This window comes from Leuconostoc sp. C5 (assembly GCF_056530425.1).
In genome coordinates, this window is record NZ_CP134351.1 from 279571 (window position 1) to 299566 (window position 19996).

Consider the following 19996-nt stretch of genomic DNA (forward strand, 5'->3'; position numbering starts at 1 on the left):
ATGTTGTACAAATTTACTGAATTAACAAAAGAAGAATATACAGAATTTGAAAAGCAAAGTTCTGTGGGTACCTTTTTACAATCAGGTGAACAAGCTGAATTATTACAAAAACGAGGCTATAAAATATGGTTGTTAGGTATCAAAGCTGACGACAAGGTAGTGGCTGCAGCGTTGGTCATGCGTGAAAAGGTACATATGGGATACATCTTTTCAATTGATCGTGGGCCATTATTGGATTTTGAAAATCATGAATTGTTGGCTTTTTTCATGTCTAATTTCGTAAAGTTTTCACGCGAGAATAAAGGGCTTTATATTGAAGTAAGGCCAAATGTGACTTTGAAAATGACGAATAACCATGGCGATCTTCTAGGTGAAGAGAATACGGTGTTTATCGAAGAGATGAAAAAGCTTGGATTTACTCATTTGCCATTTGTAGATGGTTTCACTACAGCTGGTTCTCCAGAATGGGAGTATATCAAAGATTTGTCAGAATTAACCGATGAGAAATCTGTTCGTGCCTCGTATAATAAGAAGGCTCAGTATTATTTAAAAAAGAATGCTCAGTTCGGTATCCGTTTACGTCAATTAACACGAGATGACTTGCCAGATTTTAAGGAATTAACACAAAAAACTGCCGATAGGTTACATTATAAAGATAAAAACTTGAATTTTTATCAAACAGTATATGATGTGTATGGCGATGAGGCAACATTTGTCTTTGCTGAACTAAACTTTGACAACTATATTAAGGAAGAGAATGAAAAAATCTCTGAATTAGATGCCAAACTGGCCAAAATTAATCAGAAGATCGAAAAATATCCTACGAATGATAAATTTAAGCGTCAGTATGCTGAATTTGATGATCAAAAAAATCAACATAGCAAGCGCATATTAAAAGCGGAACAACAGAAAGAAGCTGCTGGTAAATCGACAGTCGTCGTCGCTGGTGCATTATTTATACAGCAACCTCAAGAAATGAATTATCTGTATTCAGGCACTTATGAAGAGTATATGGACTATTACGGCCCTTATCAAATACAAGACGTTATGATCAACAAGGCAGTTCAGGCAGGACTCAAGCGCTATAACTTCTACGGCATTGCTGGAAAGTTCGATGGTAGCGATGGTGTACTAGGATTCAAAACGACTTTTGAGGGACAAGCACGTCAACTGGTAGGAAACTTCATGATGCCTGTTAATCCCTTTAAATATGGCGTCTATCGATTGCTCAAAAAAATGATGGGCCGTGCTTAAAATGAGCTTTTTTAGCGAGTAAAACCCGTTTTGTGGTATGGTATATAAGGTAATTATTAAATTGGCGGTACACAATACTTATGAAACACAATCCATATCTAGAAGAGCGAGATAATAAAAATGACGCACGTGCTAACTTACCAACACGTCTGCGAATTTTGTTGTTTATATCGTTTATACTAATGGTTGCCCTAGTTGTACAATTAGGGTTTTTAACGATTAAGCAGGGAGCCAATTATTTGGCTGAAGTCAACCGAAGTGAAGAGACCGTTGAAAAAGGAAATACACCACGAGGTTTAGTTTACGACTCAACCGGCCGTGTTCTGGCTGGAAACAAGGCGCAAACGGCGATTACATTTACGCGTGGTACTAATATTACTTCTAGCACAATGCGAAGCACTGCAATTAAACTTGGAAAATATTTGACAGTTGATACGACCCGCCTCAGTGATCGTTCTAAAGCTGACTTTTATTTGGCTGACGCAACTAACGCGGCTAAGGTGCAGAAACGCGTTGCTAAAGAACATAAGAATGGTAGTAGCCTGACGACATCAGAGATTAATAGTCTGTCGGTAAGTTATGTAGAAGAGCATAACTTGCTTTCAAAAGTTAGTGATAATGATGCAATGATATTTCAGCGGATGAGCGGTGCTTATTCATTGTCAACGACATTTATCAAAGAAGACGATGTGACAGAAACAGAATTAGCGGAGATTGGCGAGCGTTTAAGCCAATTCCCTGGTATTAAGATAGGTACAAGCTGGGCAAGACAATATCCTGAAGGAAACGATTTTAAGGCTTTGATTGGTACAGTAACTAGTGAAGATAATGGGTTGCCAGATGATAAGTTACACACACTCTTAGCACAAGGATATTCACAAAATGAATCAGTTGGTAGTTCTAATTTGGAATCTAGCTATGAATCCTTATTGAAGGGATCAGCCTCACAGACTGTAGTTACAACTGCTTCTGACGGTACGGTAAAATCATCTTCTGTAAAATACAAAGGGCAGTCTGGAGATAGTCTTAAATTAACCATTAATGCTGACTTTCAGAAAGAAGTTCAGAAAATTTTGGAAGACAATTTACCAACTGGGGATGTTCAAGGTGCTTATGCTACAGTAATGAATCCCTATACTGGCGGTATCTATGCTATGGCAGGCGTAGACAGAGATTACTCAACCGGAACAAAAACAGCTGATCCGTTGGGAAATATTAACCATGCTATTGTCATGGGATCTGTGGTTAAGCCGGCGGTATTAGCTACAGCTTTCCAAAAAGGTGTGATTACTCCCTCAAATTCTACATTGTTGGATCAAGCTATTAAAATTGCGGGAACACCAACAATCACATCATATTGGAATAAAACAGGTACGCCTGTTTCAGTTGATGCACAAACAGCCTTAGAGCGTTCTTCGAACACTTATTTCGTTCAATTGGGTATGAAGATTGGTGGACAGACTTATAGCTCGGGATCGGCATTAGCATTGAATTCTGATGCCTTTCAGACATTACGTAATGGGTTAGGACAATTCGGATTAGGGACAAAAACAGGTATTGATGTCAGCGGAGAAACTGCTGGTTATCGCGGAGATACTACAGGGTCAAATATTGGTAAATATTTGTACGAATCATTTGGTCAATATGACACCTATACAACACTTCAACTTGCACGATACGTTTCTACAATTGCTAATGGTGGGTATTTGATTCAGCCTCATTTGGTAAGCTCAATATTACAAAGTTCAACTAATAGTTCAAAAAAGCGTACAGTGTGGACAGCCACACCGAATATACAAGGGCAAGTTCAGTTGGATTCTGACGAATGGAAAGTAATCCATGAAGGAATGAATCGTGTTGCAAATGGTACGGACACGTACAATACTGGTGGAACAGATATACATAAACTTGAACCACATGTTTATGCTAAAACAGGAACCGCCGAAACAACAACCAATGGACATACGACTTATACAGAATCCATTGTTGCTTATGTACCGGGACAACCGATGGTCATGGCCATGGCTATCCCAGGTATGAATAATTATTTAGATGGTACCAATGGTAAGATTGCGGCAAAAATAATTAATGCTTACTGGAAGTATGTTCAAAATAAACCATAACTTTATAAAAAAGACAGTAATCATGATTACTGTCTTTTTTATTCTTACCTATTTTGCTATATTTCTAAATAGATGTTATAATCTATTTAGAAATATAGCAAAATAGGTAAAGGAAAGAAATAATGAGTTTACAAAATACACTGAAAGCGATTTCGAATCCTGTCAGGCGTGATATTCTTACGCTACTGAAAGAAGGGCCTCAGTCAGCGGGAAGCATTGCGGATCATTTTGAATTGAGTAAAGCAACAATATCATCACATTTAGCCCAATTAAAACAAGCTGATTTGATAAGAGAAGATAAATATAAAAATTTTATTTATTATGAATTAAATTTATCTGTGTTTGAAGAAGCCACATTATGGTTGAAAGGATTTACTAATGAAAAATAAAAAAAGCTTTTTACCACTAATTATTACCTTGTTACCCATTTTTTATGGGCTAATATTGTGGACGAAGCTGCCAGTTGAGCTTCCAATCCATTTTAATATTAACGGAGAAGTGGATAGATATGCTAATAAAGTATGGCTTATCATTATTTGGCCAATAATAGCAACACTCTTGCACCTGTTTCTAATTATTTATCGTACGAAAATAGTTGCTCGTAGTCAAAATAATAAAATGCATACAATTATTAGTTGGTCTATTCCATTAGGCAATAACATTTTATTATCTTATATATTTGCTTATGGATTAGGTAATCACATCAATATAACTAGTATATTGTTGCCGACTATTGGCATTTTATTTATAGCATTAGGTAACTACATGCCCAAAACACAGCGAAATCGCTTTGTTGGGATACGAATACCAACCGCGCTGAATAATGATATAAATTGGTTTAAGACGCAACGTATTGGTGGTTTGATGTTTGTTGTTGGCGGGTTTATGATGATTGGTGGTGGTTTTTTAGGAATGATTTCTGAATTTTGGACTATAGCATTAATGATTCTGTCCTTAGTATTAATTACTGTCGTACCGATTATTTATTCGATTAGATCAAGCCATAAAGCTTAACTTGAGTCGGCATAGTAGTGTTTTTCACATTTGATCAAACAGAAGAAATAAATAAGAAACTAAAATATTTAAAGGAAAAGATTGAAAAAGAACATGACTATTGTATACTAGATTACAACTAGTCAAAAGTAGTGTACTAATTTAACTATTTTTAAAAGGGTTGCATATTAAACGACATAGTAAATTCAAAAGAGGGAGAAAAAGTATGTCATTTTTAGAATTAAAAGATATTCATAAATCCTATTTTTTAGGAAAAGATGAATTTCCAGTTTTGAAGGGGATCAACTTATCATTTGATAAAGGTGAATTTGTTTCCATTCTTGGTGAATCAGGTGGCGGTAAATCAACACTAATGAATATTATTGGTGGCCTTGATCGAAACTTTTCAGGTGATGTGTTGATCAACGGAAATCGATTAGATCATAAACAAGAAAAGAAGTTAGATGTTTATCGTCGTGAGACGATTGGCTATATTTTCCAAAGCTTTAACCTAATTAATTATCAAACGAACTTGGAAAACGTTGAAACCAGCTTAAACATGACTACTTTATCATCCGCGCAACGTAAACAACGTGCCATGGAATTATTGGAAAAAGTTGGTTTGAGCGAGCATGTTCATAAGTATCCATCACAACTTTCCGGTGGTCAAAAGCAGCGTGTCGCCATTGCGCGTGCGTTAGCAGCAGATCCTGATGTCATGATTGCTGATGAACCAACGGGCGCATTAGATTCTGTGAATACCACTGAAGTACTGGAGCTTCTTGAGCAAATCGCCCAAGAAGGTAAATTGGTTATTGTTGTTACGCATTCACAAGCGGTAGCTAATTACGGAACGCGTATTTTGCACATGGCTGATGGAAAAATTGATGAAGAAAAAAATTTGAAAGACAAGTTTGAGGCACCATCGGCACCTGATCGGTTAACATCGAGACCGTTGTCAACTAGATCAGTTTGGGACATGGCCTTTGATCATTTGAAGTATAAAAAATTACAAAACTTTTTGATTATTCTCGGATCGGCTATTGGTGTTTTCTCGGTAATACTATTCCTCGGATTGGGTAATGGTATTAAAGGGTATATTAATAATCAAGTTAGTTCGTTGGCTAACCCTAACTATCCAACTGTTGTTAAGAACACGTTAGATGATGATGATGCGTCAAGCAATGAACGTGTTCAAGCCAGAGCGCAAGCATCAACAACAAATTACTCGTCGATTGTTTTTTCTGATAATGTAATTAAAAAAGTTAGTAATGTAAAAAATGTTGCCAAGACTTATCAAGGATATGAGTTTAATGGTGCTGTATTCAAGTACGGGAAAGCACAATCACAGGCTGGTACGCAGGTACAAACATGGTCACCAATCTATGCCGACAAAGTCATCAAGGCGGGGCACAAGCCATCTGGTGACAATGAAATTGTGATTGACAAAACATTTGCTCAAAAAGCTAATAAAAATTGGAAATCTTTGATTGGTAAGAATATCACGTATACTTACGTAGCTTATAATCAAAATAATCAAGCAGTTCCTGTGACATCAACAATGAAAATTGTTGGAATCACTGACGGCGGACAAGCTGGTACAGTGTTTGCAACTACATTTGCTGCAATGAAAAAAGACTTAGCAAAGGCTAATGCCATGACCGAAGCTAACTATTTGACATTAAAGGTTAATGATACGGAAAACGTAAAGTCAACAGTGAGTGCGGTTAACAAAATCAAGGATAATGGTAAGCAAGCCGTCGTGGCAGTATCCATTGGTAGTGTGCTAGACACGATTAACACAATTACAAGTTTGGCTTCATATGTATTGGCTGCCATTGCCGGAATTTCATTGATCGTATCAGCGATTATGATTATTGTGACAACTTATATGTCTGTTTCTGAACGTACCAAAGAAATCGGTGTATTGCGCGCACTTGGTGCACGTTCAAAAGATATTCGTGGTTTATTTACAAATGAAGCGCTGTTAATGGGAATCATTTCAGCTGTTCTTGGTATTGTCACAGCTTATCTAGGACAATTTGCTATGAACGCAGCTTTGTATGGCTTAATTAAATTTGATATTGTACAGGTTTCTCTTGGTAATGTTATATTTGCGGTAGTGATTTCTCTTGTTATCGCTCTAGTTGCTTCATTTGTTCCTTCGCGTCGAGCGGCTAATTTGAATACGATTGATGCATTAGCAGCTGATTAATATGTTGAACAAAAAACATTCACTTCTTGTGAGTGTTTTTTTGTTATTGATTAGACATGTTATAAACAAAAATGTCAACAAAAGCTCTAAAATAAATCGGCTAACCTAATTAATATGGCGTTATTATTAACTTAATTGTATTAGCGCCATTCTTGGTTTTAATGGTATAATATTAAATCAGGATATCCCTGGGGGTACAAAACAATGGATAATAACATGAGTCGAATGGCACGTCAAAATCAAGCGCCAAGACCAGACGATAAGCAACCACGAAAACCTAAAAGACGACATAAAAAATGGCGTTGGATTGTTAGTATAATTGTTATTCTGTTGATTATTGGTGGCGTTGTGATATCGATGCTATTGAGTAATATCAAAGAATCGGTTGATACAATGCATCGTAGTGCGAATATTACAAAAGCTCGCGATGTTAACCAAGTCTTAAAAGATGGCAAACCATTTTCAATTTTAGTACTAGGTACAGACACAGGTGCTTTAGCACGTGATCGAACAGGGTTAACCGATTCTATGATGCTAATCACTGTTAATCCAAAATCTAAAACAACGACAATGTTGTCAATCCCTCGTGATATTATGGTTTCAATTGTCGGTCGAGAAGATACTTTTCCACAAAAACTTAATGCTGCATTTCCAATTGCTGGTGTTGGGGCAACGATGTCTACGTTGCAAAACTATTTGAACGTACCAATTGACTTTTACGCTCTGGTTAACATGGGCGGACTTGAAAAAGTTATTGATCAAGTAGGTGGCGTGAAAGTTAAGTCTCCACTAACATTCACTTATCAGCCTGAAAATGACAAGTCTGATGTTTATAAATTTTACAAAAATCAAGAAAAATATGAATATGCCTCTGATGGTAAGAATTTTAAAACGTATACGACAATGGATGGCTACGCCGCGTTGTCATTTTCAAGAATGCGTTATGACGATCCAGAGGGAGACTACGGTCGACAAAAGCGTCAACGGCTAGTTTTGAAAGCTTTGGTTAAAAAATCAGCCAGCGCTAAAACTCTACTGAATGCAAAGTTTATGAAATCAATATCTAAAAATGCAGAAACAGACTTAACTTATAATAATGTGACAAAAATTGCTTTATCTTACATGGCAGCCACTAAAAATCAGAAATCTGATCATTTACAGGGCGTTGGTGATATGTATAATGGTGTGAGTTACCAAATGGTGAAAGCATCAGAAAAGCAACGTGTTACAAATCTACTACGCAAGTCATTAAACTTGGGCAGTAAAACAACAGGCACACAGTTTGGTAGTTCGGTACCCGTACTATCTTATGGCGTTGCTGAATATAACTTAAATGTTATTGGTGAAACATTAGACGCGCAATAAAAAAATACTTCCCTCATATTTGTTTGAGGGAAGTATTTTTTTATTTGAATTACTCACGTGTTTTTGCTTTGGTAAAGGGAATGCCATCGCGCCAAAGATAGCCACGATAGTAGCTTTCCATTGATATAATCTGTGTTAACGAGGTGAGTGGTAGTACCCATTTTAGCCAAACCATATCTGTCTTGAAAAATGGGATAGCCATCATGGCAGCAGTCACTAAATAAATTAAAGCCCGCCCCTTTAGTGATAGTTGCCGATCAAAAACAGCTTCGTCAACGTACTTTTGATAATATTTATTGTTGTGTAGCCAACTATCTAGCTTTTTAGAAGATTTAGACCACAAAATTGCGGTTAGGACATAAAATCCTGTTGTTGGCAAGCCGGGAATCCATATCGCGATGGTACCAATAGCAAAACTGAGCGCCCCAAGGGCAATTAATAGTATTTTCATATATATAGTGTACCATCACATGGTACAATTAAACTAATAAAATTGATTAGGATGTCTATATGAGCTATTTAGCAATCGTTGATCTTGGTAGTAATTCTGCCAGAATGGTAGTCGAAGAGCTGCATGATGATGGTACTCATACTGAGTTAATCCGCGAAAAAAGAGACACGCGCATTGCTCAAAATATGGGAGAAGAACTACTACTAAAAGAAACACCAATTTTGCGTACTATTGAGGCGCTAAAATATTTTCAATCTAAATATATCAATTTTCATCCGAAAGTCCGTGCGATTACAACGGCAGCAGTTCGTATGGCTAAAAATCAAACTGAGGTTTTAGATCGTGTCGCACGAGAAACGGGAATTCAGTTTCAAGTTTTGACGGGTGATCAAGAAGCATATTATGATTATTTGGGTGTGATCTCAACCTTAAATGTTACCGAGGGTGTGATTCTAGATACTGGTGGTGCTTCAGTTGAATTGATTGCTGTGGATAATCGACGCAGCAAGGAAGCTGTAAGCTTATCTTTTGGTGCAGTTACTTTATCAGAACAATATCACTTAGCTAATAATATCATGCCGAACAATCTGGCTTCCGCAAGTGATTATATATTAAGTCAGTATAACACGTTGCAGTGGTTGGAAACGCAATACCAAAAGCCAGTTATTTTATTAGGTGGGGCAAATCGTTCGCTCGCGCGTATGGCACGTACACGACTTGGTGAAACCGAAGTAAGTATGATTCATGGATTTGAGATGCCAGTTGACTTAGTTGAGCAGATTTTTGAAGAAATCCGACAGATGACACGAAAAGAACGTGAGAAAATTGCCGGATTAGAAACTTCTCGCGCTGATATTATCGTCAGTGGCTTACTACCATTATTGAATCTTATGAGAAAAATTAATTCACCTAAAGTTATATTTTCAGAAAGCGGGGTTCGCGAAGGTCTAATTGCTGAGACTTTAGCACAGCAGGATGAGTAAAAAATTTTATGAATTAACACCCGATGAGCGTTTACTCGCATTAAATTTAAAAGAAGATATACGATTATCATTTTCAAGTCGTCAAAGCCCAGTTAACGCTCAAATGGTTGAGAATTACATTAGTGATTTTCGCATGCCAATGGGCGTTGTTCATGATATTCTGATTGATGAACAACATTTTAGTGTGCCGATGGCTATTGAAGAACCAAGTGTGATTGCAGCAGCTAATAATGGTGCCAAAATGTTATCTAATGGGGTTCATGTCATCATGGCGGATACTGCTATGATCGGCCAAATGCTGCTGGTTGATGCTGCTGGTGTGGATGAATTCATTAACTTACATCGCGATGAGATTTTTGCTAAGGCAAAGCAAGCCAAACCATCGATTTATAAACGCGGTGGTGGTTTGCGTGATGTTCGAGTAAGAAACATCTCGAAAACGGAAACGAGTGTTGACTTTATTATCGACACAAAAGACGCAATGGGCGCTAATATTGTTAATACAATTTTAGAAGCAGAATTACCATTGTTTGAAAAGTTCATACCTTTAGGTGTGATTTTATCTAATTATGCCACAAATCAATTGGTCACAGTGACTGGTGATGTCGATTTTGAGCGCATAGGTGGTCGTGAAGTAGCTCAGAAAATAGTCGCATTAAACCATTTTTCCAAAAACGATCCTTACCGTGCAACTACGGAGAATAAAGGTCTTTTTAACGGCATTAGTGCTGTGGTTTTGGCGACGGGTAATGATTGGCGAGCTGTAGAAGCTAGTGGTCATGCCTATGCAAGTCGTGATGGTCAATACCGTGGTTTAGTAACTTGGACAATTTTAAACGGTAAACTTCATGGTGAGCTGACATTGCCTATATCTGTTGGCACGGTTGGCGGTGCAATTTCGGCTATGCCAGATGCTAAGCAGGCCTTGTCAATCATAGGTGATGTGAATGCTGACACACTTCGTGGTGTGATTTTATCTGTTGGGTTGGCGCAAAATTTAGCAGCCTTAAAATCAATTGCCTCAGGCGGTATTCAACGGGGACACATGCGAATGCAGTATCGCGCGTTAGCGATGCAAGTAGGCGCAAAAACTGATGAAATTGCCGCAGTAGTATCACGGCTAATATCCCTCAGTCATGTGGATGCAAGTGTTGCCAAAAAAATATTAATGGAGATAAGAAATGAACCCAAAAATTAAAGATTTATTGGATAACGTTAATGGTGTCTATCCAGGAACTGTGATGACACGTGTTAATGGAGGAGAGACTGGGGAATTACATATCGACCAAGTTTCACAAGAAATTTTAGGACAACGTTTGCTAATAGAAATTGCTAACAAAACTGAGAGTGATTTCTTGCTTGGTAATGAGTTATTAAAAATGCTATTAACATTAAATGGCATTGCCCCACAAGTATTTTTTGCGCTAACATTCAATGATGGAAAATTAGACGATCAGCTGATACAAATTGCAACGCGCATGCATCGTACAGTTGTTCATGCAATCACCTATCGTGAATTAGCTAAGCAAGGCATTACAACTTCTGCGACGGTAAAGGCTTATTTTTCTGGGCTTAACGCTGAGTTAACGCCTGAAAATGGTGAAGTGGATGATGAAAGTTTATGGCGTTTACTCATGATCTTGGATGCATTAGTATTTGCTAATACGATTTCTGACAGCAGTTTTGTTGCCGAGTTGCAACAAAAATATCCGCTAGCTTACACGGCCGCGAGTTCGCTTATTAAACCTGTAATGGCAGCTGATCTGAAGCAGGCACGTAATATTCGTCATCAAATGGTTTCTTTGTTTGAAGGCATTGACGAAGTATTGACAAGATGGGGCAAACCTACTGTAAACGCTAAAGAATATGTCACATTAACAAGTGTCTTGTCAAAACGTCAATTAGATTTACCAGTTAATCAAGTATTTACAATATATCATTCGGAAATGACCGATTTTCAGACGCAGAAGACAGCTTACGTTGGGCTAAGTAAAAATGATAATCAAAATAGTTTTGTAGTATCGCCACCGGATAATGAAGCTGATAAACCAACCTTTTTCAAAGAACTGTATGCTCTAAAAGTGTCGGAACTATTCCAAAAGTTAGCGCTACCTTACATTGAAAGAGACTAAATTAATTATTATCAGTTAACATTCATAAAGAAAGGATATTCATGTTAGTCACAGCAGAAATTCAAAAGCGCTTTGACAACGCCAAAAATATTGTATTCATGACCGGAGCGGGTGTTTCAACTTTATCAGGAATACCGGATTACCGTTCTAAAGGTGGTATTTATGATGGCATTAGTTTGCAACCTGAATACCTATTGAGTGCAACAGCTTTTCATAATGAGCCCGAAAAACAGTATCAATTTATGATTGATAATATGTACTTTCCCGAGGCTGTTCCAAATGTTATTCACAAAAAAATGGCAGCTTTAACTCGACAAGGTAAGGCCAAAATTATCACGCAAAATGTTGATGATTTGCATGTCAAAGCGGCATCGGATCCAGAAAAATTGATCCGTTTTCATGGCTCATTATATGATGTGTATGCGCCTGTTGATGGCCAGAAATCTCCCTATCAGGATTACTTGCATGCAATGAGACGTGCAGACAATGCCCTATTACGTCCGCGAATTACATTTTACGAAGAAATGCCTTTTGACGTTAAAAAATCAGCCCTATGGGTACGAAATGCTGATTTAATTGTTATTGTAGGCACTAGCTTTAAAGTTTATCCTTTTGCTGGATTATTGCAGTATGCTAGTCCGGCAGTTCCGGTGATGTCAATCAATTTTGAACGTATTGCTACGCCATTTGATGTGGATCAGATTGTTGGGGATGCAGGCGAATTCTTTTCAGAGTTAAAAGTTTAAATAAATATGAATACCTAAAAAGTAGCAGATTAATCTGCTACTTTTTTAAATATATGAATTATTTTTCAGATAAAGTGTTAAAATAGAATCGAGGTGAAAATATGAAGAAACCAATGGAGCAGTTAAAAATGAAACAAATGCCTTATTTAATAGGTATTTCTTTAAATATGATTTTTGTTTTATCTGAGTTAGTATTTGCTAAATTAGCACATTCAACCGCACTATTTGCTGATGCTTTCCACAACTTAAGTGATGTATTAGCATTAATGATCGCTTGGCTTGCAGTTGTAGTATTTGGTCTACAAGCCACTAAACGGCATACTTATGGATGGCATAATATGTCCATTTTAGCTAGTGTATTTAATACAATTTTGTTAATATTTGCGGTGATAACGATTTTTTACGAGAGTATTCGTAATTTGATTTTGCCAGAAAATACTGTTACTACAGGCTGGTTAGTGATGGTTGTTGCAGCGGTTGGTATCGTGATTAACTTTGCCACTGCTATGCTTTTTAAAGCATCAGGTGTTCCTGATGAACATGGGCATCACCATGAACAAGATTTGAATGCCAAAACAGCTTACATTCATCTTTTAGCTGATGCTGGTGTGTCGGTTGGCGTGATTATTGCTGGACTTTTAATCCAAGTTACTGGTTGGCACGTCATTGATCCTATCGTATCAATGATTATCGGTGTTATTATTGCCGTGACTTCATGGCCAGTTATGAAATCAACATTTAACTTAGCATTAAATGGGGTACCTGATAATGTGAATGAGTCAGACGTTTTGCGATACTTATCAACACATGAAGGTGTGGAACAACTTCACGACTTACACATTTGGCCTCTTTCTACGACTGAAGCTGCCATGACTGTTCATCTATCTGTTAAAAAGAATGTAGATGAACAAGAATTATTAGCAAATATCTCTAGTGACCTACGAGAAAAATATGATATTAGCCATGTCACCATTCAAATTGAAACAAACGAATTTGATCAGTCTTGTAATGTTATTTGATATAAAGATAAAATTATGTCACGTAACTAATTTGTAATATTTTAATAAAATAGCGTTTTGCCCCTTTAATACAATGTTTTTCTATCATAAAATTGATAATACACAACTTTATTTTTTGTAAGTAAAAAATTTTTGTTGACGAATTTAGAATTGGGTGTATTATAAAGTATGTATTAGAGCGATTATAGCCGAGTTAGGTAATTTTCATAAGCTTTCAACAGCCAAGTTGAATGAAATTCTTTATGAAATTTATTTAGCACTTGATGTTTTATTTTGGTGTTTATCAATTGTCAAAAAGTGAATATTTCACGATATTTCAGTCAAGTCGAAATTCGTTTATTTAGCTCTGAGGAGAAATCTAAAGGAGAGATAGAATGCAAGATTCTACAAGTGTTAATCCGAAACATCACCTTGTTCAAAAAACTGAGGATGATTTAAGTTTATCGGATGTTAATGGTTCCATAGAAGTACCAGAAAATGGGTCATTTTGGCGTAAATTATTGGCCTTTTCTGGTCCCGGAGCCTTGGTGGCCGTTGGCTATATGGATCCGGGTAACTGGGTTACTTCGGTAGCCGGTGGTGCGCAATACCGTTATACATTGTTGTCTGTTGTTTTAATTTCTAGTTTGATTGCCATGATGCTACAGTACATGGCCGGTAAGTTAGGAATTGTTAAGCAAGAAGACTTAGCGCAAGCAACACGTGATCGTACAAATAAAGTTGGTGGATTCGTACTATGGATCATGACTGAATTAGCATTGATTGCTACAGATATTGCCGAAGTTATTGGAGGGGCTATAGCACTTCACTTATTGTTCGGTTGGTCAATGATTGCATCTGTTCTGACCACAGCTTTTGATGTTATTTTGTTGCTATTGTTGATGAAATTTGGTTTCCGTAAAATCGAAGCTATTGTCATGACATTGATCATTACTATTTTGGTTATTTTTGCTTATCTAGTTATTTTATCAACACCACAATTATCAGCACTGTTTGGCGGTTATTTGCCTCAGTTACAGACTTTAAGCTCACATACGCCAATTGGTGGTGGTGATTCTCAGTTAACATTAACATTGGGAATTATCGGTGCCACTGTTATGCCACATAATCTGTACTTGCATTCATCAATATCTCAGACACGTAAAGTAGATAGAAGTAACAAGTCAGAACTTAAAGAAGCTGTTCGCTTCATGACTTGGGATTCAAATATTCAGTTGTCATTGGCATTCGTTATTAACTCATTATTGTTGATTTTGGGTGCAGCATTATTCTTTGGACATGCTGATAAAGTTGGTACATTTGGTTCAATGTATAACGCTTTGAAGGATAATTCAATTGCTGGTGCTATTGCATCACCAATTCTATCAACATTGTTTGCTGTTGCTTTGCTTGCTTCAGGACAAAACTCGACAATCACTGGAACGCTTACTGGTGAAATTGTCATGGAAGGTTTCTTGCACTTGCGCATTCCAATGTGGCTACGTCGTGTTGTTACTCGTGGTTTGGCATTGATACCAGTTGTTGCCTTCACATTGATTTATGGTGGATCTGAAGGTAAGTTAGATGATTTGATGGTTCAATCACAAGTCTTCCTTTCAATTGCTTTGCCATTTACTATGGCACCATTAATCTATTTCACGTCTTCAAAGAAGATTATGGGAGAAGAATTTGCTAATCCAAAGTGGATTGCAACCTTAGGGTGGATTGCATTTGCTGTTCTGACTTATTTAAATGTTCAACTTGTCGTCCAACAATTAATGGGATCTTAATCAATATAGATACTAAGCGATACTAAAGGAGAGATAAAATGAGTGAATTAAACTTAAACATCGAACCAACACAATTTAAGAACATCTTAGTTGGTGTTGATGAATCAGAACAAGGTTACTTTGCTTTGGCAAATGCGATTCATCAAGCTAGCGAAGATGGTGCCACATTGACAATAGCAACAATTCTTGAAATGGGTGACCTATCAGCAATCGAAGCGCTACACCTTGACTTTATCAAGGAAAAGCGTGCTGAATTTGAAGCTAACCTCGTTCGTTACAAGGAATATGCGTTGTCAAAAGGGGCTACGAACGTTGAAACAGTTTTCGAAGATGGTTCTAAAGCTGGAGAAGTATTAGTCCAGAAAATTGCGCCACAAGTAGGTGCTGATTTAATTATTGTGGGTGCGCATTCTCGTGAAGGCTTCTGGGGATCATTAGGATCTCAAGCAGCTTACATTGCTCGCCATGCAAAAGTATCTTCAATGGTTGCACGTAAAGAGAATTAAACATCATTAATGAAAAGTCGCTAGATAGCGGCTTTTTTTGTTTTATTTAATACATTACGATATGGAGGCTGTTATAATTAAAATATGAAAAAAGAAGCCATCATAGAACTTGAAAAAATATTTAAACTATTAGGCAATAAGCAACGTCTGATCATTTTAGAATTGCTCAGAGAGCGCTCGTACAGTGTTTCAGAGATTATCAATTCTTTAGGTATGGAGCAATCTGCTGTATCACACCAATTAAAACTGTTGCGTGAGGCGCAACTTGTTGAAACAGAAAAACGTGGCCGCGAAGTATTGTATGGGTTAAGTGATTCACATATCTTAATTTTATTAGATAATGCGCTTAAACACGTGAGCCACACCATCACAGGAAATGTTAATGATACAACACGTCAAGTCAAACAAGAAAAGCCAAAAAAAGGTTGACGAACAAATATTTTACTGGTATTCTAATATAGTTGTTTAATATTTAACGCCGCTGTGGCGGAATTGGCAGACGCGCTGGACTCAAAATCCAGTGGTGGCAACACCGTGTGGGTTCGACTCCCACCGGCGGCATCAACAAAAGTAGTAAACATAAAGCATTACACAATTATTGTGTAGTGCTTTTTTTGATCGTTATTTTTAAAAATGATGTTTTGTATCGTAAATGTAATACATTTTGTATCGTAAATGTAATACATTTTGTGTGCAAATGTTTTTCATTGTGCTAGAATAAAAAAATAGAGTAAATTTATGATGAGAATGCAGCGAGGAAAATATAATGAAAAATTGGCAAAAACTCACACTTGTGGGAGTAGCCCTTGTAGCGGTAGTTGGTGGCACTCGTGCTGCTGGATTGTGGGGAAATAGTGGGAACAGCAATGATAAGACACTTCGCTTTTCATTACCAACACCACTAAACGGGCTAGATTCAGCGACAATTACTGATGAATATTCGATAACAGTTGTTGGTAACGCTGGTGAAGGCTTAATGCGAGCCGATAAAAATGGCAAGCCACAACCAGCATTAGCTAAGTCAGTTAAGTCATCTAGTGACGGTAAGACCTGGACAATCAAGCTGCGTAATGGGCTTAAGTGGTCCGATGGTAGCAAGTTAACTGCTAAAGATGTTGTGTATGCTTGGCAACGTGCCAATGATCAAAAAACGGCTTCGGAGTATGCCTATTTGTATAGCGGTATTAAAAATGCTGATGCTATTCAGGCAGGTAAAGTTGATAAGAAGGACCTCGGAATTAAAGCGAGTGGGAATACATTAACTGTTTCACTAGAAAAGCCAATGCCACAATTTAAGAGCTTGCTAACATTTCCAACATTTTTCCCACAAAAGCAAAGTTTTGTTGAGAAATATGGCAAAAAATATGGCACAACAGCAAGCAAGACATTATATAATGGTCCGTATACTTTTAAAGGATGGAATGGAACCAATAACAAGTTTAAACTTGTGAAAAACAAGTATTATTGGGATGCAAAAAATGTTAAAACACCTGAAATTGATTTGCAAGTTGTTCAAAAGCCAGAAGTGGCTGTACAAATGTATAAGACGGGTAAGTTAGATTCAGCACTGGTTAATACGCCACAATTGTCACAGGCCAATAAAACAAATAAGGGCTACCGAATAACACCACAAGCCACAACGGTATTCTTAGCATATAATCAATCAGGAAATGTTAAAGCTCTAAATAACAAAAAAATTAGACAAGCACTGAATATGGTTACGAATCGTTCCGAGTTGAATTCCCAAGTTCTATCGGGCACTTCAACACCAGCAACATCATTTACACCTAAAGGCTTAAGTACTGTGAATGGTACGGATTTTGCCACATATGCTAAGCAAGATTATACGTATAATAAATCAGAGGCACAGAAACTATTCAAAGAAGGACTAAGTGAACTAGGTGAAAAGTCGATTACGCTTGAAATTGAAGCTGATACAGACCGAGTAGCAAATGCCAAAGATGTAGTCAACTATCTTCAAGGACAATGGAGTAAAAACTTGCCAGGTCTAAAGGTTACCGAAAAATTTGTACCATTTAAGCAGCGTTTGCAAGATGGAACTGACGCTAATTTCCAAGTTATGCTGACACAATGGGGAGCTGATTATGCCGAACCGACAACATTCCTGGATCTGGCTTCAACTGGCAATGCAAACAATTATAATCATAATTCTAATGCCGATTACGATGCTTTATGGAATAAGGCTAAGGGAGCTGATGCGACGAATGATACAAAGCGAGCTGCTGATGAAAAGGGACTTGAGAAGATTATTCATCAAGAAGCAATTTTGAACCCACTATATTATCAGGCACAGCCAGAATTGGTTAACCCCAACATTACTGGTTTCTATCATCATGCGGTCGGTGTACCACTGGACTTTAAGTTAGCTGCTCGTAAATAATGATTAGATAAAAAAGCACGCTAGAAAGCGTGTTTTTTTATTAGGCAATATGGTAAAAAAGAAAATAAAAAACCACGAAGCAGAATCTAAATCAAACTTGCTTCGTGGTTGCTGCAATCGAATCGACCGCTTTTCCTATTAAGCGGCCAAAACGATTGAGCGTTTTCCGTTAGAATTACTCAAAAGTTATGACCCCCTTTCCTAGATTGCTTATACAATAAATCTACTAAGCAGAAAAGTCAAACCTTTTGTTCTGGTATAATGAATTGAATAATATATAGAGGTAAAATAATGACGATTCCACTTATTTTTGATACTGATCCCGGCATTGATGATGCAGCAGCAATCGCAATTTTGTTAACTAATGATGACTTTGAAGTACGTCTGATTACGTCTGTTGCCGGTAATGTTTCGGTTGATAAGACAACAAACAATGTTTTGAAATTAACACACTATTTTAATCGACCAGACGTTAAGGTGGCCCGTGGTGCTGAGAAACCACTAGTCAAACCATTTAAGGATGCATCAAATATTCATGGGAAGAGCGGAATGCCAGGTTATGAATTTGGCGAGCTTTCTACCAGAACTATAAGTAAAAAAGCTGTAGATGCTATTCATGAAACGCTGAATAGCTATGATGATCAAACGACATTAGTAGCCGTTGGTGCATTCACTAATATCGCAAACTTAATTCAAAAGTATCCACAAGATTTACAAAAAATAGAGCGATTAATCGTAATGGGTGGTTCGCTTACCGGTGGGAATTTAACATCGGTGGCAGAGTTTAACGTATTTACAGATCCGGACGCAGCGAAAATTGTTTTTGAAAGTGATTTGGATATCACAATGATTGGGCTTGATGTTACTGAAAAAGCGTTGTTAACCAAAAAATCTATGTCTGAATTACTTCAGATGAATGGGACCGGAAAAATGCTGATGGGACTGTTTGGACACTATCAAGATGGTTCTAATGCTGGTGGTAAACCAATGCACGATGTCAATACACTTTATTACTTACTGCACCCTGAAAAATACAAATTAGAAGATTTATGGGTTGATGTCGTGACAGATGGACCTGCGATTGGTGCCACGGTAGCTGACATTCTTCATAGTACGCATAGCCAAACGAATGTTCATGTTGCTAAGGATATCGATGTACCTGCATTCAATGCTTGGTATTTACTACAAATTTCTGGTATTTCTGATGGAAATATTAATGCTGGAAGGCTTGAAAATTAAGCGTTTTTTAGGTATTCTGGTATTAGCTGAAACTGGCGTTTTTTCGTGCTGAATTAACTGAAATCGGAGCAGAATATTGACAAACGAAGACTTCATCGAAGCATTAAGTAGTGCTGGTATAACTTTAACAACACAGCAGGTTCGGCAATTTGAACGTTATTACGAGTTGCTGGTCGCAACTAATGAACACGTTAACTTAACGGCTATTACTGAAAAAAAAGACGTGTACTTAAAACATTTTTATGATTCTTTAACTGTAGCAATGTATGAACAAAAGTTAAAAAGCTCTGAAAGCACTTTAATTGATATTGGCACAGGCGCAGGTTTTCCGTCATTACCCTTGAAAATAGCCTTTCCAGACTTAAAAATTACAATGGTTGATGCGTTAAAAAAACGAGTTAATTTTTTGCAAGAAGTGGTTGATACGCTCGACTTAACCGGCGTAGAAATCGTTCACGGGCGCGCAGAAGATATAGGACAAAATCCAAAGTACCGGGAAAATTTCGATTATGCAACGGCTCGAGCAGTTGCCCGTACTAGTGTTTTGGCTGAGTATACATTACCTTTTGTTAAGATTGGTGGCAGATTCTTAGTCATGAAGGGATCAGCTGCCCATCAAGAGCTCCTCGATGGTCAAAAAGCATTAGCTATGCTTGGCGGTCAGGTTAACGAAGAGTTTGTATTTACACTACCAAATGGTGATCAGCGTTATATACAGATAGTAGATAAAAAAACAAAAACACCTAAAAAATACCCTAGGCAAGCTGGAACACCAAGCAAAAAGCCAATCTCATAAATAA

The 19996-nt window shown here is 37.3% G+C and carries 18 protein-coding genes and 1 tRNA gene; 18 read left to right on the forward strand and 1 reads right to left on the reverse strand.

Annotated elements, in window-relative coordinates:
* The 6 genes from RHP56_RS01610 (at position 1) to RHP56_RS01635 (ending at position 7950) form a co-directional block, all read left to right on the forward strand.
* Complete coding sequence (locus RHP56_RS01610) at positions 1-1254, forward strand: aminoacyltransferase (RefSeq protein WP_042251210.1); 1254 nt, start codon at positions 1-3, stop codon at positions 1252-1254.
* A gap of 80 nt (positions 1255-1334) precedes the next feature.
* Positions 1335-3377 (forward strand): peptidoglycan D,D-transpeptidase FtsI family protein, encoded by a 2043-nt coding sequence (locus tag RHP56_RS01615; RefSeq protein WP_011679204.1) that lies wholly within the window; start codon positions 1335-1337, stop codon positions 3375-3377.
* A gap of 122 nt (positions 3378-3499) precedes the next feature.
* Complete coding sequence (locus tag RHP56_RS01620) at positions 3500-3766, forward strand: autorepressor SdpR family transcription factor (RefSeq protein WP_010290287.1); 267 nt, start codon at positions 3500-3502, stop codon at positions 3764-3766.
* Positions 3756-4391, forward strand: coding sequence for an SdpI family protein (locus tag RHP56_RS01625; protein ID WP_042251207.1), 636 nt, complete (start codon positions 3756-3758; stop codon positions 4389-4391). The genes RHP56_RS01620 and RHP56_RS01625 overlap by 11 nt, the downstream gene beginning before the upstream one ends.
* Positions 4392-4596: 205 nt before the next feature.
* Positions 4597-6585, forward strand: a complete 1989-nt coding sequence (locus RHP56_RS01630) for an ABC transporter ATP-binding protein/permease (RefSeq protein ID WP_011679205.1) — start codon at positions 4597-4599, stop codon at positions 6583-6585.
* 204 nt (positions 6586-6789) lie between these two features.
* Positions 6790-7950 carry an LCP family protein gene (locus tag RHP56_RS01635; RefSeq protein WP_011679206.1) on the forward strand — a complete coding sequence of 387 codons (1161 nt, stop codon included), beginning with the start codon at positions 6790-6792 and terminating at the stop codon, positions 7948-7950.
* 49 nt (positions 7951-7999) lie between these two features.
* Here RHP56_RS01635 and RHP56_RS01640 read toward each other — a convergent pair whose 3' ends face one another.
* Positions 8000-8401: a YbaN family protein gene (locus tag RHP56_RS01640; RefSeq protein ID WP_011679207.1), complete on the reverse strand. Its 402-nt coding sequence runs from the start codon at positions 8399-8401 to the stop codon at positions 8000-8002.
* A 59-nt stretch (positions 8402-8460) separates the two neighbouring features.
* On the opposite strand from RHP56_RS01640, the gene RHP56_RS01645 reads away from it, so the two are divergent.
* The 12 genes from RHP56_RS01645 to rsmG all read left to right on the forward strand — a co-directional run bounded on the left by RHP56_RS01645 (position 8461) and on the right by rsmG (position 19992).
* Complete coding sequence (locus RHP56_RS01645) at positions 8461-9384, forward strand: Ppx/GppA phosphatase family protein (RefSeq protein WP_102753341.1); 924 nt, start codon at positions 8461-8463, stop codon at positions 9382-9384.
* Entirely contained in the window at positions 9377-10582 is a 1206-nt protein-coding gene (locus tag RHP56_RS01650; protein ID WP_042251200.1) for a hydroxymethylglutaryl-CoA reductase, degradative, read from the forward strand. Before RHP56_RS01645 ends, RHP56_RS01650 begins: the two co-directional genes overlap by 8 nt.
* Complete coding sequence (locus RHP56_RS01655) at positions 10566-11516, forward strand: hypothetical protein (RefSeq protein ID WP_011679210.1); 951 nt, start codon at positions 10566-10568, stop codon at positions 11514-11516. The genes RHP56_RS01650 and RHP56_RS01655 overlap by 17 nt, the downstream gene beginning before the upstream one ends.
* A gap of 41 nt (positions 11517-11557) precedes the next feature.
* Positions 11558-12262, forward strand: a complete 705-nt coding sequence (locus RHP56_RS01660) for an NAD-dependent protein deacylase (protein WP_258984417.1) — start codon at positions 11558-11560, stop codon at positions 12260-12262.
* Between the two features lie 101 nt (positions 12263-12363).
* Positions 12364-13281 carry a cation diffusion facilitator family transporter gene (locus RHP56_RS01665; RefSeq protein WP_011679211.1) on the forward strand — a complete coding sequence of 306 codons (918 nt, stop codon included), beginning with the start codon at positions 12364-12366 and terminating at the stop codon, positions 13279-13281.
* Between the two features lie 374 nt (positions 13282-13655).
* Entirely contained in the window at positions 13656-15050 is a 1395-nt protein-coding gene (locus tag RHP56_RS01670) for an Nramp family divalent metal transporter (RefSeq protein WP_011679212.1), read from the forward strand.
* 38 nt (positions 15051-15088) lie between these two features.
* The gene (locus RHP56_RS01675; RefSeq protein ID WP_010290864.1) at positions 15089-15556 is read left to right on the forward strand and encodes a universal stress protein; all 468 of its coding nucleotides are present in this window, start codon (positions 15089-15091) and stop codon (positions 15554-15556) included.
* 84 nt (positions 15557-15640) lie between these two features.
* Positions 15641-15985: an ArsR/SmtB family transcription factor gene (locus RHP56_RS01680; protein WP_102753507.1), complete on the forward strand. Its 345-nt coding sequence runs from the start codon at positions 15641-15643 to the stop codon at positions 15983-15985.
* A 48-nt stretch (positions 15986-16033) separates the two neighbouring features.
* Positions 16034-16117 (forward strand) — tRNA-Leu (locus RHP56_RS01685).
* 205 nt (positions 16118-16322) lie between these two features.
* Positions 16323-17957: a peptide ABC transporter substrate-binding protein gene (locus tag RHP56_RS01690; RefSeq protein WP_102753508.1), complete on the forward strand. Its 1635-nt coding sequence runs from the start codon at positions 16323-16325 to the stop codon at positions 17955-17957.
* Between the two features lie 291 nt (positions 17958-18248).
* Entirely contained in the window at positions 18249-19196 is a 948-nt protein-coding gene (rihC, locus tag RHP56_RS01695) for a ribonucleoside hydrolase RihC (protein ID WP_102753509.1), read from the forward strand.
* Positions 19197-19272: 76 nt separating this feature from the next.
* Positions 19273-19992, forward strand: a complete 720-nt coding sequence (rsmG, locus tag RHP56_RS01700; RefSeq protein ID WP_011679216.1) for a 16S rRNA (guanine(527)-N(7))-methyltransferase RsmG — start codon at positions 19273-19275, stop codon at positions 19990-19992.
* The last annotated feature ends 4 nt before the right edge of the window (positions 19993-19996 follow it).